Genomic DNA, 15041 nt, shown 5'->3' with positions numbered 1-15041 from the left:
ATGGAAAAGAAGTATTTCTTTTTTGATATTGATGGAACTTTAACAGATGGAAAGAGTTTTATGGGAGGGATACCTCAATCTACAAAAGATGCAATACAGGAATTAAAGAAGAATGGTCATGAAGTAGCAATCGCAACTGGTAGGCCTTATGTTGCCGCAAAAGTATTCGCAAAGGATGCAGGGATTGAAAATGTTGTATGCAATGGTGGATATACATGTGTACTTAATGGAGAAATCATTGCTAATAAAGGAATGGAACTTAAAGATTGTCATCATTTGATGCAGGAATGTTTAGGTAAAGATATACCTTTTTTAGTAGCTTATCAGGATGACTTTGTATTCTATACACATAACGATACATTCTTCACACTTGTAAATAGAGATGAATTTCATGCGGATGTAAAAGTAATAGATAATTTTGACTATTTTGCATGTCCAGAAATATTTCGTATGATGATTGCGATTGATCGAGGATATGAAGATAAAATTGAACATTATGGCTCTTTGGTTCCTTCTCGTTATCATGATCATTATGTTATTGTGGAACCCGATGATAAATATGAGGGTGTTTTGCAAATGGTGAAAGCATTAAAAGGGAATGAGAAAGATATTGTTGTCTTTGGTGATGGCATGAATGATGTTACTATGTTTCAAAGTGCTCCTATTTCAATTGCGATGGGAAATGGAGTAAATACACTAAAAGAATTGGCAGACTTTGTTACAAAGAGAAGTGATGAAGATGGTATTGCCTTTGCTTTAAAACATTTTGGTTGGATTTCGTAGAGGAGGAATGCTTTAGTGGATAATATCACGGGATTTCTAATTCGTTATGCGCGTTTGCAACAGAATATTTCTCAAGAAGGATTGTGCAAAGGGATATGCGTTGTTTCCTATTTAAGCAAAATTGAACAGGGTAAAGTAAATGCTAGTGAAGAAGTTATTGCTCCTTTATTTGAACGATTGGGATTAACGTATTTATCAGATCAAGCATTTATTGAAAACTATAAGAAAACTATCAAACGGTTTTTTAATAACTATTTTCTTCAAGAAGATTACGAAGCAGAACTTCAAGATATACGTTCTGTAGCAGATGTGTTAATGGGAAGTCAACTTGTGATTGATCTTCACTTAGTGGAGTTGTACGCAAAGGATTGGGAACATTACACTGAGGAACATATCGCATTGTTTGAAAAATTAGAAAAGTTTGAATCTTATATGAATGATGATCAATTGTTTTTATATTACCTTAGTGTAGGTTTAAAAGGAAATACAAAAGAAGCGATCAATGCTTTAAAGAAAGCAGGGAATATAAAGAATTGCAGTGTACAAAAATTATGGTTAGGGCAGGCATATTATTTTATGGGAGATAATGCAGAAGCTAATGTATACTTCCAACAAGCATATCAGCTTGCTAGTGAAGAAGGTAATGCAGTATGTATGTTAGATAGTGCACTCTTTTTAGGGAATAGCTATTCAAACACACATGATGATGCGTTGATGCGGAAGCACTATAAACAATGCGAAATGTTGACTCATAGCTTGAAACGTGAGGATATTTTACCCGCATTACATTATAATATAGGAAGTTCCCTTTTACAGTGGGGAAGGATTGAAGAAGCAGAAGAGTACCTTTTATTAAGTGTTCAAAATGAAGGTGATTTTTCTAGCCTTCCAATGTTTTTGAATTATCAAAAGCTTGCGATCCTATATAAAGATTTAGAGAATAAAAAAGAGATGAGAAAATATCTTGGATTAGCGGATGATGAGGCAAAAATATGTAAAGATCGTTTGCTAGTGAAAATGCATGAATTTGTACATTTATATTGTGCTGATGAAAGAGTGTATGACGATGCTTATTTGAATTTGCTCATACAATTAACAAAGCCTTCCTATAAAGATGAATTCTGTGTTGTTACGATTGGTTATGGATATCGTATCTTTCATGCTACTTATTTATTTGATGCTTATCAGAAAATGAGGCGTTATAAAGAAGCACTACAAGTAAAAGAATCCTTAGGTTTATACAAGTTTTCTTGAAAAAGAACAAAATATTCCATTTACCTTATATAATGAGTTAATATTTTCTCAAATATAGGGTATTTTTTATACTTGTGCAATAGATTATAATATATGTATGAGGTAGAAAATATGAAAAAAACACTTTGGACATTTGATTTTACAGTAATTACGATAGGGACAATTATTAGTGCCATTGGTAGTGTTGCGATGAGTTTTGCACTATCGTTAGTTGTTTTTGATGAAACGCAATCTACATGGTTAACGGGTGTGTTTACGGCAATATCGTTTATCCCATCGGTTATAATCCCATTATTAGTGGCACCATATGTGGATAAACATAATCGCAAACATCTGATTGTTCGTTTGGATATGTTATCTGGAATACTCTATTTGATATTTACAATATATTTATTAAATAATGATTTCTCCTATTATATGTATCTATTATTCACCGTATTAATTGGTTCTATTGGGGCGATTTATAACTTAGCTTATAGTTCTCTATATCCAGAACTTATCCCACAGGGATTTGCACAGAAAGGATATTCCATTTCTTCTGTTATCTATCCATCCGTTGTGGCATTTGTAACACCCATTGCATCTTTTATGTATATTTCTTTTGGTATAGTAAGTGTATGTTTATTAGAAGGTATTTTATTATTGGGTGCTTCGTTTTTTGAACATTTGATACGTTACCAAGAACATCGTGATAGTACAGAAGATACATATACATTAAAAACATACAAGGAAGATATTTTTGAAGGCTTAGGGTATTTGAAAAAAGAAAAGGGAATACGAAATATATATAGCTATATGGCTGTTTCCAATGGGAGTGCACAAGGGATTTCACTTATGATGCAAGCATTCTTTCAATCGTCCACAATTTTTACAGTAACAATGTATGCATTCTTATCAACTGCTGAGATGGCTGGACGTATATGTGGATCTATCTTTCATTATTTTGTTAAGATTCCAGCAAAAAGACGTTTTGATATTGCGGATAGTGTCTATGTAAGTTATGAAGCATTGGATATGATGTTGTTGTTTATTGCTTATCCATTAATGATTGTCAATCGATTTACTGCGGGCTTCCTTGGTATCAATAGCTTAAATATACGAGAGGCTAGTACACAGAATTATATACCATCTAATATGAGGGCACGTGTCAACGCATTCTTCTCTGTAATCGTAGCTTTTTGTACATTAGGCGCAAGACTATTAGCAGGATTGTTAGGTGAAGTGTTTCCATTTGCATATGTATGTTTGTTCTTCGCATCACTATCTATGATTGCAGTACTTTTTATTGTGATACGAAATCGAAATACAATCAAACCAATTTTCAATCAAGATATCTAATTCTATAGCCTTGAAATAAAGAAGTATGGTATACTTTTGCTAGAGAAATGAGGGATGTATATGTTCATGGATTTAGTTGTACAAAATAGAAGTTATCGTGGATATGATGAAAGTCGTAAAATTACAAAAGAAGAAATGCTAGATATGATCAATCATGCACGTTTATGCGCAAGTAGTGTAAATAAACAGCCTTTAAAGTATTATGTGGCATATGATGAGGAAATGGTAAAGAAAATACAACCTCTTACTGGTTGGGCAAAAGCTTTGGATATGAAATTACCTCATGATGGGAAATGTCCTACGGGGTTTATTGTTATTTGTCAGGATACCAATATTATGAAGAATACAGATGCTTTTCTTCGGGATGTAGGGATTGTTGCCCAAACTATGTTGTTACGCGCTGTTGAAATGGGATTGGGTGGTTGTATGATTGGAAACTTCAAAGTAGAAGATATACAAAAAACACTTCATTTAAAAGAGGGGATATATCCACATCTTATTCTTGCGATTGGAAAACCAGATGAAGAAGTAATCATTACAGATGTACAAGATCAAAAAACGAATTATTATCGTGATGAAGAAGATCGTCACTATGTACCAAAAAGATCTTTAGAAGATCTTCTTATAAATGAATAAAGCTTAGTTGTATTCCTAATGTAAAGAAAACCCATTTTGCGTAAATGGGTTTATTTATATAAATAAGGGATGAATGTCTCAAGTTCTTCATGCCAACTCGCTTCGCTATGTTTTCCTTTAAATATAAGATTTGGAAGAATGGAAACTTGTTGTTCATTAAGCAATTGAAGAATTTTTAGGAAGTTATTCATAGCCTTTGCTAATTGATTTTTTGAACGGAATTCATCACTTCCATAGGAAATATAGATATGTGTATCTTTGTGTAAGCGTGCAGATTTGATTTCCTGTTCTATAGGTTGTTGTAAGCTATAAATAAAAGGCGATAAACAGGCTGCTTTTGAAAATGTATCATTATGATGAAGAATGGAATATAATGCCATCAATCCTCCCATAGAACTACCACCTATAGCAGTATGTTTTCTGCTGGGAAGAGTTCGATAACGACGATCGATCCATGTTTTCAAGTCTCCTACAACCCATTCCATAAATTCTTTACCTTGTGCATGGATTTCACCTACTTGGGTATCCTTAAAGTCGTAGGGGGAAAATTCTTCTAAGCGACGATAGCCTTCATGGTTACATTCAATACCTACGATGATCAAATCTTGTTCTTGCTTATCTAAATAATCTTTGAAACCCCAACTGGTGCCAAAGGTAGCATCTTCATCATGAAAAAGATTATGTCCATCATACATATACATAACTGGATAATTCTTCTTTGAAGAATCATAATCATGTGGTAAATAAATGTGCAAAGTTCGCATGTCATGAAAACAAGGAATGTAGATTTGTTCTTTTTTAACCATAATAGCACCTCATGGTAAATATTATAGCATATATCAAGAGAGGTTGAATGTTATTATCTTGTTAAACTACATAAAAAGTAGAAGATTATTCATGTATGATATTAGGAATAGGCAAAAGCTTTTGAAAATAGGAAGGATTGTGCGATAATGTACACAGAGGTGATACTATGAAACATGTTAAAATGATGTATTTGAAAAGTTGTCCTTATTGTAAACAAGCATTTGCGATGATGGAAGAATTGAAACAAAACCATCCTGAATATCAAAGCATTGAAATAGAAGAAATCGAAGAACAAATGGAAGAAGAAAAAACTGCAGGGTATGATTACTGGTATGTTCCTACCTACTTTGTAGATGATATCAAGGTTCATGAAGGAATTCCTAGTGTGGAAAAATTAGAAGAAGTGTTAAAACAAGCAAGTATGTAAAAAACAGCCAAGTGATTTCTTCACAAGGCTGTTTTTTTAAGACATTTGTTCACTATAATGTTGTGTTTGTTTCATCTTTCGTGATTTCTTCACTATACTTAAAGAAAGCAAGCATATCTTTTTCACTCTTAAAACGTGCAACAATAATCTCTTCTCCCATAGCACTTGCGAGTGCTTTTGGAAGACGTTGTACCATTAAGATGGAATCTTGGTATTTCTTTTGGATATCTTTTACGGTGTGTGCGTATTGGATATGGTCACGCCGTCCAATAAAACCAGATGCATATTTACGGATTTGTTGATATTTGATTTTATCATAAACAATCATATCTGCCCATAATTGGTATACATTGGAATCACAAGCATAATTGATCATATCTGGAAGAAATCCACCTGGTGGTCGCATGTTTACTTCTAATCCTATGATATCTCCTTTTTTACCAACGTGTTGATCTTCGTTTAATCGGAAGAACTCGAAATGAAAGAAACGACTTCTTGTATCGAAGGCATGTACAGCTTTGCTACCTACGTCCATAATATCATCAGGAATATTGACATAAGAATAACAACCAATACTCTTTTGTTCATTTACCGCATCCATGATACTATCTGTATATTGATGACTTGTCACAAAAAGGATTTCTTTTTCACTATTCGCAATTCCATCAAATGAGAAACAACTTCCATTGATGTATTCTTCCATAATCATTTCATGTGTAAAAGGAACTTGAAAAGCTTTGATTAAATCTTTTTGTGATTTTATTTTGAAGGTATCATTTGCGCCAACTCCAACATTTGGTTTGATAACAATGGGGAATCCGACTTCCTTAACAAACTTCGTAGCATTTTCTAATGTGGTTGCGATTTGATAACGCGCTGTGGCAATACCAGCTTTATGAAAGAATTCTTTCATACGTGATTTGCTTTGGTATTCATCCATGCGCTCATATGGAAATCCATTTTCTACATTGAAGTCTTTGCGTAGCTTCGCATCTTGGCGTAACCAATATTCATTGTTGGACTCAATCCAATCAATTTTCCCATATTTAAAGGTAAAATAAGCTACGGCACGAAGCATCTGATCATAGTCTTCCATCGAATCTACACGATAATATTCAGTGATAGAATTTTTAAGATTCGTTGATAAGCTTTGATAAGGGGCATCCGCGATTGCTAAAACATTGACTCCGTTATTCTTTAATCCCTGGCAAAATAACCAATAACTTTCAGGGAAATTTGGTGATATAAATACAAAATTCATAAGAGGTCCTCCTTATCTGTACAGTATTATTGTAAAGCTTTTCATTTTTAATGTCAAAATGAATACATAGGAATTATAATGGAAAATAAATTGTATGCAAATGTGATGTTAATGAAAATTTTACATACATTATGTAAATAAATGTAATATTACGTTGACAATGTTTTCCTGTTGATGTATGATTGTTCTATAAATCAATGATGCAGGAGAGTATTTACAGATTTGACGCAAAGCGAAATAGCGATTGGTGAAAGGCTATTGGATAATCTGGAAAGAAGCGCACCGGCTAGAGTCTGTGGGAAGTTATAGTATCACAGAACGCGTAATTCAGCGTTATGAATGAGGGATCTTATAAACAATACATATAAGATAACTAGAGTGGCACCGCGTTTATAAGCGTCTCTGGATAGAAATATCTAGGCGCTTTTTTTGCATATAAGGGGTGTGATGAATTTGATTTATAGAAAGCGACGACGATGTAAGAGTTCGTACATTAAGTAAAGAAAACATCATAAAAAAATAAGAAAGTAGAGGAGAACATGATGAGTAAAGATAAGAAAGATATTAAGAAGATTGTATTAGCATATTCAGGAGGATTAGATACGTCTATTATGATCCACTGGTTAAAAGAAAATTATAACAATCCTGAAATTATTGCGGTTTCTGGAGATGTTGGTCAAAAAGATGAATTAGAAGGATTGGAAGAAAAAGCAATCAAGACAGGAGCTAGTAAATGTTACGTCTTAGATTTGAAAGATTCTTTTGTAGAAGATTATATTTTCCCTTGCCTAAAAGCAAATGCCAAATATGAAGATGTATATTTATTAGGAACAGCTTTTGCTAGACCAATCATTGGGAAAGGATTGGTAGACATTGCTATTAAAGAAGGGGCAGATGCTATTTGCCATGGTTGTACAGGAAAAGGAAATGACCAAGTTCGTTTTGAATTAGCGGTAAAAGCATTTGCACCTGATATGCAAATCATTGCGCCTTGGAGAACATGGGAATTAAAATCTCGTGAGGAAGAAATCGAATATGCAGAAGCTCGTAATATTCCTTTGAAGATTAATAGAGAAACAAATTATTCAAAAGACAAAAACATTTGGCACTTATCACATGAAGGATTAGACTTAGAAGATCCTAACAATGAGCCAGATTATGATAAGATCCTTGAGATGGGTGTCACTCCTGAGAAAGCACCAGATAAAGCTACGTATGTGACAATTCATTTTGAAAAGGGAATTCCAACAGCTGTTGATGGTGTACCTATGAAAGCACAAGAACTATTATTAAAACTTAATAAATTAGGTGGAGAAAATGGTATTGGTATCATTGATATGGTTGAAAATCGTTTGGTTGGTATGAAATCACGTGGAGTCTATGAAACACCAGGTGGAACAATTTTATACAAAGCACACGAATTATTAGAAACGATTACAATTGATAAAGAAACACAACATTACAAACAATTGATTTCCGTTAAATTTGGAGAGATGTTATACAATGGACAATGGTTCACACCATTAAGAGAAGCATTGAGTGCTTTTGTGGATAAAGTAAGTGAAACTGTAAATGGAGATGTAAAATTGAAACTTTATAAAGGAAATATTACACCTGCTGGAATGACAAGTCCAACTACACTTTATTCTGAACAAATAGCAAGCTTTGGAGAAGATGATTCTTATGATCAAAATGATTCTGCAGGATTCATCAACTTATTTGGATTACCAATCAAAGTAAAAGCAATGATGGATGCGAAAAACAAAAAATAAGAGGATAGGAGAAAACATATGAGTTTATGGGACGCAAGATTTAAAAAAGAGGCAGACAAACGATTGAATGATTTTAATTCTTCTATATCAGTTGATCATTTGATGTATGCACATGATATCAAGGGGAGTCTTGCGCACGCACAGATGTTAGCAAGTTGTGGAATCATTGCGCAAGATGATTTTCTAAAAATCAAAGAGGGATTGTTATCTATTCAAAAAGATATAGAAGAAAAAACATTGGAAATTGATCCTTTTGCGGAAGATATTCATATGTTTATGGAAACAGAACTTACCAACCGTATCGGTGATGCTGGGAAAAGACTTCATACAGCACGTTCAAGAAATGACCAAGTAGCTTTGGACGCAAGAATGTACATCAGTGATGAAGTAAGTGTAGTCATCGATGAATTGAAGGAATTGGTAAATGTGCTTTGTGAGAAAGCAAGCGCTCATACAAAAACAATCATGCCTGGTTATACACATTTACAACGTGCACAACCAATCACATTTGCTCATCATTTGATGGCATATACAGAAATGTTTTTACGTGATATTGAAAGACTTCAAGAATGTCAAAAACGTATTCGTACACTTCCTTTAGGAAGTGGGGCGTTGGCTACGACAACCTATCCAATCGATCGTTTTATGGTTAAAGATTTATTGGAGTTTGATAGTGTATCTATGAATAGCTTGGATGGTGTAAGTGATCGTGATTTCTGTATTGAAGTGGCATCTAATGTATCGATGTTAATGATGCATCTATCACGTTTCTCTGAAGAAATCATTCTTTGGTGTTCATGGGAATATAAATTCATGGAATTAGACGATGCTTTTGCGACAGGAAGCAGTATTATGCCACAAAAGAAAAATCCTGATGTTGCGGAGTTAATTCGTGGAAAGACTGGAAGGGTATATGGAGATTTACAAACGTTGTTAGTTATGATGAAGGGGCTTCCTTTGGCATACAACAAAGACATGCAAGAAGATAAAGAAGCCACGTTTGATGCTTTATCTACTGTACACTTATGTCTAACTACATTTACACCGATGTTAGCAACTAGTAAAGTATTAAGTGAAAATATGCGTAAAGCAGCTGCAAAAGGTTTTATCAATGCGACTGATTGTGCCGATTATTTAGTAAAAAAAGGAATGGCATTTCGTGATGCCTATCGTGTCATTGGTGCACTTGTAGCCTATGCACAAGAACATGATAAAACATTAGAAAATTTAACATTAGAGGAATATAAACAAGCACATGAATCTTTTGAAGAAGATGTGTTTGAAGCCATTTCTTTAGATACATGTGTCAATCAACGTGGAGTTGTAGGAGGTCCTGCACCTGAAGTTGTAGAGGCACATATTGAACATGTGAAAACCATCCTAAGGGAGATGAAATAAATGGAGAAAATTAAGGTAGGGGTTATTGGGGCTAGTGGCTATGCTGGAGCTGAACTTGTACGTCTATTGTGGACACATCCTAATGTTTTGATAAGCGGTATCAGTTCCCAAAGTTATATAGGAAAAAAAATCAGTGATTTATATCCAGGATTTTATCAAGTATGCGATATGGTATTTGAAGAAGAAGATGTAGTAATTCAAAAAAGTGATGTTGTCTTTGCGTCTTTGCCTCATGGATTAAGTGAGCCTTTGGCACGTAAATGTATGGATGCTCAGAAGAAGTTCATCGATTTAGGGGCAGATTTTCGATTGGATGATGAAAAAGACTACAATATGTGGTACAAGCTTGATTATAACGATAAAGAACTTCATGAACTTGCGGTTTATGGATTACCTGAATTGTTTCGTGATTCTATAAAAGATGCTCAAATCATTGGAAATCCTGGTTGTTATCCAACTTCCATTGCATTAGCATTAGCTCCTGTATTACAAAAGAACATGGCTGATGTAAAACATATTATCATTGATTCTAAATCAGGAACCACTGGTGCAGGAAAAGGATTAAGTGAAGGTACACATTTTCCTCGTTGTAATGAATCCTTTGCGCCTTATAAAATCGCACAACATCGTCATACACCAGAGATTGAACAAACACTTACAAAGTTAGCGAGTGAACAAGCTAAGATTAGCTTTACACCACATTTGTTGCCAGTAAATAGAGGGATAATCTCAACGATTTATGTTGATCTATTACAGGATGTAAGTTATGACGAGGTATATGCAATGTATCAAAAATTTTATGAAAATGAACAATTTGTTCGTGTACTATCAAAAGGGGATTTTGCAGATTTAAAATTTATCAAGTATTCTAATTATTGCGATATTTCCATTCATATGGATGAGCGTAATCAACGTTTGATAGTAGTATCTGCAATTGATAATATGGTAAAAGGGGCAGCAGGACAAGCAATTCAAAATATGAACATACTATTTGGTTTGAAGGAGAATACAGGTTTAACGATGGTACCTGCATCCTTCTAGGAAGGGAATTTAAAATGAGTGAATATAAAGTGAACGGTATCTGTACACCGAAGGGATTTAAGGCTAGCGGATTACATTGTGGTGTGCGTAAGAATCGTCTTAAGAAAGATCTATCTTTGATCTATAGTGAGACGATGTGTACAGCAGCTGCCACATATACATTAAATAAAGTAAAAGGTGCCCCAATATTTGTGACAAAGAAACATCTAGAAAATGGGAAAGCACAAGCAATGCTTTGCAATAGTGGAAATGCGAATACTTGTAATGCAGATGGTGAAGATATTGCGAATGCGATGTGCAAGTTATGTGCAGATGAACTACAAATACACGAAGATGATATTATTATCGCATCAACGGGTGTGATAGGAGAGCCATTAAGCATTGCGCCATTTGAAAAACATATGGGAGCGCTTGTAAAGAAATTAAGCTATGATGGAGGAAGTGATGCCTGTGAAGGGATCATGACTACCGATACGTTTAAAAAGGAATATGCAACGAAATTCGTACTTGATGGAAAAACCTGTCATGTAGGCGGTATGGCAAAGGGGAGTGGGATGATTCATCCCAATATGGCTACGATGTTGGCGTTTTTGACTACAGATGTAGCTATCTCTTCACAAATGCTTGATGAAGTTATACATGAAGTTGTTAATGATACATTCAATATGGTGAGTGTAGATGGAGATACCTCAACAAACGATATGTTATCTATTTTGGCAAATGGAATGGCAAACAATAAAGAAATTACTGAACGTGGAGAAGACTTTGATATTTTCAAAGCTGCACTAATGGATATTTGTACGGAAATTTCTAGGAATATTGCGAAAGATGGAGAAGGAGCTACAAAATTATTAACGGCTCAAGTCATTCGTGCAAATACAATATCCGCCGCAAAAGAAATTGCGAAATCTGTTATTACCAGTTCTTTGTTTAAGGCAGCAATGTTTGGAAAAGACGCTAACTGGGGTAGAATTCTTTGTGCGATTGGGTATTGCGAATCCGATTTCGAAGTAAACTGTATCGATGTTTCTTTGGAAAGTGCGAATGGGAAGATTGATGTTTGTAAAAACGGGGCAGGATGTGGATTCGATGAAGAAGAAGCATTGAAAATTTTAGAAAAAGATGAAATTCTAATTTTAATCGATTTGCACCAAGGAGAAGAAAAAGCTTGTGCTTGGGGATGCGATTTAACCTACGATTATGTAAAAATTAACGGAGATTACCGTACGTAAGGAGGCTTATATGAAAATAGATCCAATACAAAAAGCGACCATATTATCTCAAGCACTTCCTTATATTCAAAAATACAATGGGAAAATCGTCGTTGTGAAATATGGTGGAAACGCCATGAAAAATGAAGAATTAAAAATGAACGTCATGACAGATATCGTGTTATTATCTGAAGTTGGAATTCATGTGGTGTTGGTCCATGGCGGGGGACCTGAAATTAACCATATGCTTAATAAAGTTGGAAAGAAATCTGAGTTTATTGCGGGATTGCGTCATACAGATGATGAAACAATGGATATCGTGCAGATGGTATTAGCAGGTAAAACGAACAAAGACCTTGTGTCCTTAATCAATCAAAAAGGCGCAAGAGCCGTTGGATTAAGTGGTATGGATGCGAATATTATTCATGCGAAAAAATATGAAGTTGAAGAAGGAGATTTAGGCTTTGTTGGAGAGATTGAAGAAATAGATGAACGTTTGATCCTCGATGTGATTGAAAAGGGATATATTCCAGTTATAGCTAGTGTTGGTTGTGATGCGGACGGACACTCTTATAATATCAACGCGGATACAGCTGCCTCTAGTATTGCGGCAAAACTAAATGCGGAGAATATGATTCTAGTAAGTGATATTCCTGGTGTCTTATTTGATCCAAAAGATGAATCTTCTTTAATTTCAAAAATCTATTTACATGAAGTAGAGTATTTAAAAGAATCTGGTGTAATCACTGGTGGAATGATTCCAAAAGTGGAATGTTGTGTAAATGCTGTACATGAACAAGTTCGTAAAGCGGTAATTATTGATGGACGTGTACCACACTCTATCTTGATTGAAATGTTTTCGGAAGATGGGATTGGAACGATGTTTGAAGAAGGTGAGGTATCATTATGATGAGTATAAAAGATATAGATACTACGTATATTGCGGGTACGTATGCTCGTTATGATGTTGTGTTGACACATGGTAAAAATGCGCTTGTATACGATGAAACTGGAAAAGAATATATCGATTGTACAGCGGGTATCGGAGTAAATGCGTTGGGATTTGCGAATAAGGAATGGGTAGATGCTGTTTGTAAACAAGCCAGTGAGCTTGCACATGTATCAAATTTGTACTATACAACTCCAGGGGCATCTCTAGCGAAAACGCTTTGTGAAAAAAGTGGAATGAAACGACTATTTTTTGCGAATAGTGGTGCAGAAGCAAATGAAGGTGCGATAAAGGTTGCTCGTAAATATTCTTATGATAAATACCAAAATGATCGATTTGAAATCATCACGTTAGTGAATTCTTTTCATGGTCGTACGGTTACCACATTGAGTGCGACTGGACAAGACCATTTCCATCAATACTTTGATCCGTTTACTCCAGGGTTTGTGCATGCTATCGCAAACGATATCATGGATATGAAGGCAAAAGTAAACGAGAAAACATGCGCCATTATGATAGAATTGATACAAGGAGAAGGTGGAGTACTTCCTTTAGAAAAAAAATATGTAAAGGAAGTTGCGAAACTATGTAAAGAACGCGATATATTACTTATCGTTGATGAAGTGCAAACGGGAATTGGTCGTACAGGTACTTTGTATGCATATGAACAATTCGATATTTCACCAGATATTGTGACAAGTGCGAAGGGGCTAGGAAATGGTCTACCAATTGGCGCTGTGTTATTGAACGAAAAAGTGGAATATGTACTTGGTGCTGGTGATCATGGGACTACCTTTGGAGGTAATCCTATTGTATGTGCAGGAGCATCCGTTGTATTGAAGAATATGAATCAAAAAATGTTGGACGATATCGTAGAAAAAGGAGAGTATTTAAAGAAACGCTTACTTACTATGAAACATGTTGTTCAAGTGAATGGTATGGGATTGATGCGTGGTGTTGTGTTAGATAATGTTGCCGCAAAAGATGTTGTTGTAGCTTGTATTGAGCGAGGCGTGTTGTTGTTGACGGCAAAAGATAAGCTACGCTTTTTGCCACCACTTACCATTACAAAAACCGAATTGAAGAAAGCATTGGATATTCTAGAAGACGTTCTAGCAACGTGGGAGGTATAATATGAAGCATTTATTAACACTGGCTGATCTTACAAAAGAAGAATTGTATGAAATATTAGATTTGGCTGATAAATTAAAAGATGAAGTGAAACATGGAATCTTTAAGGATTATCTTAAGAATAAAACATTGGGTATGATATTTACCAAATCTTCTACTAGAACACGTGTATCTTTTGAAGTTGGAATGACACAATTAGGTGGATATGCATTGTTTTTAAATGGAAACGATATGCAACTAGGACGTGGAGAACCAATTAAAGATACAGCACGTGTGTTGAGTCGTTATCTTGATGGTATTATGATTCGTACGTATAAGCACAGTGATTTGGAAGAATTAGCTGAATTTGGAAGTATTCCAATTATCAACGGATTAACGGATTATGTACACCCTTGCCAAGTGTTGGCAGATTTACAAACCATTCGTGAATATAAAGGGAAACTTGAAGGTTTAAAGATGTGTTTTATTGGGGCAGGTAATAATATGGCCAATTCTTTAATCAATGGTGGTATATTGGCAGGTATGGAAGTTGCTTGTGCTTGTCCAGTGGAATATTTGCCAGATGAGAACATTGTTGCTAGAGCAAGTGCAACTGGACGTTTTACATTAACACAAGATGTGTTAGCGGCAGCGAAAGATGCAGATGTTGTGGTAACCGATGTATGGGCAAGTATGGGAGAAGAAGGGGAAGCGGATGAGCGTAAACGTATTTTTGAAGGGAAATATCAAATTAACGATCAAGTGATGGAAGTTGCTAAAGCAGATGCGATGGTATTACATTGTCTTCCAGCACATCGTGAAGAAGAAATTACAGAGAAGGTTTTCGAAGCACATGCAAATGAAATCTTTGATGAAGCAGAGAATCGTTTACATGCACAAAAGGCTGTACTCGTAAAGACTATGATGGATTAAGAGGCTGTAACGAATAAGAAACAGCCATAACATAAAAAAACACGTCAATCTCATAAGAGGAAGACGTGTTTTTTTGGTATAATTTAACTATGGAAAACAACAATGTGTTAGAGTCAAATTA

Annotated in this window: 14 protein-coding genes and 1 other annotated feature; of the genes, 12 read left to right on the top strand and 2 right to left on the bottom strand. The window is 34.9% G+C overall.

The window, feature by feature from the left end; all coding sequences use genetic code 11:
* The 4 genes from ACWG42_RS08230 to ACWG42_RS08215 all read left to right on the top strand — a co-directional run bounded on the left by ACWG42_RS08230 (position 1) and on the right by ACWG42_RS08215 (position 4011).
* Positions 1 to 783 carry an HAD family hydrolase gene (locus ACWG42_RS08230; RefSeq protein WP_455791465.1) on the top strand — a complete coding sequence of 261 codons (783 nt, stop codon included), beginning with the start codon at positions 1 to 3 and terminating at the stop codon, positions 781 to 783.
* 15 nt (positions 784 to 798) lie between these two features.
* Positions 799 to 2037: a helix-turn-helix domain-containing protein gene (locus tag ACWG42_RS08225; RefSeq protein WP_455791463.1), complete on the top strand. Its 1239-nt coding sequence runs from the start codon at positions 799 to 801 to the stop codon at positions 2035 to 2037.
* Positions 2038 to 2148: 111 nt separating this feature from the next.
* The gene (locus tag ACWG42_RS08220) at positions 2149 to 3375 is read left to right on the top strand and encodes an MFS transporter (protein ID WP_455791462.1); all 1227 of its coding nucleotides are present in this window, start codon (positions 2149 to 2151) and stop codon (positions 3373 to 3375) included.
* Positions 3376 to 3435: 60 nt separating this feature from the next.
* Positions 3436 to 4011, top strand: coding sequence for a nitroreductase family protein (locus tag ACWG42_RS08215; protein ID WP_455791461.1), 576 nt, complete (start codon positions 3436 to 3438; stop codon positions 4009 to 4011).
* Between the two features lie 50 nt (positions 4012 to 4061).
* Here ACWG42_RS08215 and ACWG42_RS08210 read toward each other — a convergent pair whose 3' ends face one another.
* Positions 4062 to 4817, bottom strand: coding sequence for an alpha/beta hydrolase (locus ACWG42_RS08210; protein WP_455791459.1), 756 nt, complete (start codon positions 4815 to 4817; stop codon positions 4062 to 4064).
* Between the two features lie 167 nt (positions 4818 to 4984).
* On the opposite strand from ACWG42_RS08210, the gene ACWG42_RS08205 reads away from it, so the two are divergent.
* Positions 4985 to 5245 carry a thioredoxin family protein gene (locus ACWG42_RS08205; protein ID WP_455791458.1) on the top strand — a complete coding sequence of 87 codons (261 nt, stop codon included), beginning with the start codon at positions 4985 to 4987 and terminating at the stop codon, positions 5243 to 5245.
* A 52-nt stretch (positions 5246 to 5297) separates the two neighbouring features.
* Here ACWG42_RS08205 and ACWG42_RS08200 read toward each other — a convergent pair whose 3' ends face one another.
* Positions 5298 to 6506 (bottom strand): ATP-grasp domain-containing protein, encoded by a 1209-nt coding sequence (locus ACWG42_RS08200; protein WP_455791457.1) that lies wholly within the window; start codon positions 6504 to 6506, stop codon positions 5298 to 5300.
* A 188-nt stretch (positions 6507 to 6694) separates the two neighbouring features.
* Positions 6695 to 6913 (top strand) — a binding site (T-box leader).
* 135 nt (positions 6914 to 7048) lie between these two features.
* Here ACWG42_RS08200 and ACWG42_RS08195 point away from each other — a divergent pair.
* From ACWG42_RS08195 to argF, 7 genes are read left to right on the top strand one after another with little or no spacing between them, the layout of a single operon-like run.
* The gene (locus tag ACWG42_RS08195; protein WP_455791456.1) at positions 7049 to 8278 is read left to right on the top strand and encodes an argininosuccinate synthase; all 1230 of its coding nucleotides are present in this window, start codon (positions 7049 to 7051) and stop codon (positions 8276 to 8278) included.
* Between the two features lie 18 nt (positions 8279 to 8296).
* A complete protein-coding gene (gene argH / locus ACWG42_RS08190) occupies positions 8297 to 9676 on the top strand; it encodes an argininosuccinate lyase (protein ID WP_455791455.1) in 1380 nt (459 codons plus the stop codon).
* The gene (gene argC / locus ACWG42_RS08185; protein ID WP_455791454.1) at positions 9677 to 10717 is read left to right on the top strand and encodes an N-acetyl-gamma-glutamyl-phosphate reductase; all 1041 of its coding nucleotides are present in this window, start codon (positions 9677 to 9679) and stop codon (positions 10715 to 10717) included.
* A gap of 14 nt (positions 10718 to 10731) precedes the next feature.
* The gene (argJ, locus tag ACWG42_RS08180) at positions 10732 to 11949 is read left to right on the top strand and encodes a bifunctional glutamate N-acetyltransferase/amino-acid acetyltransferase ArgJ (protein ID WP_455791453.1); all 1218 of its coding nucleotides are present in this window, start codon (positions 10732 to 10734) and stop codon (positions 11947 to 11949) included.
* A 10-nt stretch (positions 11950 to 11959) separates the two neighbouring features.
* Positions 11960 to 12838 (top strand): acetylglutamate kinase, encoded by an 879-nt coding sequence (gene argB, locus ACWG42_RS08175; protein ID WP_455791452.1) that lies wholly within the window; start codon positions 11960 to 11962, stop codon positions 12836 to 12838.
* The gene (locus ACWG42_RS08170; protein WP_455791451.1) at positions 12835 to 14010 is read left to right on the top strand and encodes an acetylornithine/succinylornithine family transaminase; all 1176 of its coding nucleotides are present in this window, start codon (positions 12835 to 12837) and stop codon (positions 14008 to 14010) included. Before argB ends, ACWG42_RS08170 begins: the two co-directional genes overlap by 4 nt.
* A gap of 1 nt (position 14011) precedes the next feature.
* Complete coding sequence (gene argF / locus ACWG42_RS08165) at positions 14012 to 14920, top strand: ornithine carbamoyltransferase (protein ID WP_455791450.1); 909 nt, start codon at positions 14012 to 14014, stop codon at positions 14918 to 14920.
* The last annotated feature ends 121 nt before the right edge of the window (positions 14921 to 15041 follow it).

The sequence above is a fragment of the Amedibacillus sp. YH-ame10 genome, assembly GCF_053848885.1.
This window is presented reverse-complemented; position numbering and strand designations above follow the sequence as displayed.

What these genes read in the sequence shown, in the direction of transcription:
- ACWG42_RS08230 (WP_455791465.1), top strand. Translation starts at nt 1, where the DNA reads ATGGAAAAGAAGTATTTCTTTTTTGATATTGATGGAACTTTAACAGAT.
- ACWG42_RS08220 (WP_455791462.1), top strand. Translation starts at nt 2,149, where the DNA reads ATGAAAAAAACACTTTGGACATTTGATTTTACAGTAATTACGATAGGG.
- ACWG42_RS08215 (WP_455791461.1), top strand. Translation starts at nt 3,436, where the DNA reads ATGTTCATGGATTTAGTTGTACAAAATAGAAGTTATCGTGGATATGAT.
- ACWG42_RS08210 (WP_455791459.1), bottom strand. Translation starts at nt 4,817, where the DNA reads ATGGTTAAAAAAGAACAAATCTACATTCCTTGTTTTCATGACATGCGA.
- ACWG42_RS08205 (WP_455791458.1), top strand. Translation starts at nt 4,985, where the DNA reads ATGAAACATGTTAAAATGATGTATTTGAAAAGTTGTCCTTATTGTAAA.
- ACWG42_RS08200 (WP_455791457.1), bottom strand. Translation starts at nt 6,506, where the DNA reads ATGAATTTTGTATTTATATCACCAAATTTCCCTGAAAGTTATTGGTTA.
- ACWG42_RS08195 (WP_455791456.1), top strand. Translation starts at nt 7,049, where the DNA reads ATGAGTAAAGATAAGAAAGATATTAAGAAGATTGTATTAGCATATTCA.
- argH (WP_455791455.1), top strand. Translation starts at nt 8,297, where the DNA reads ATGAGTTTATGGGACGCAAGATTTAAAAAAGAGGCAGACAAACGATTG.
- argC (WP_455791454.1), top strand. Translation starts at nt 9,677, where the DNA reads ATGGAGAAAATTAAGGTAGGGGTTATTGGGGCTAGTGGCTATGCTGGA.
- argJ (WP_455791453.1), top strand. Translation starts at nt 10,732, where the DNA reads ATGAGTGAATATAAAGTGAACGGTATCTGTACACCGAAGGGATTTAAG.
- argB (WP_455791452.1), top strand. Translation starts at nt 11,960, where the DNA reads ATGAAAATAGATCCAATACAAAAAGCGACCATATTATCTCAAGCACTT.
- ACWG42_RS08170 (WP_455791451.1), top strand. Translation starts at nt 12,835, where the DNA reads ATGATGAGTATAAAAGATATAGATACTACGTATATTGCGGGTACGTAT.
- argF (WP_455791450.1), top strand. Translation starts at nt 14,012, where the DNA reads ATGAAGCATTTATTAACACTGGCTGATCTTACAAAAGAAGAATTGTAT.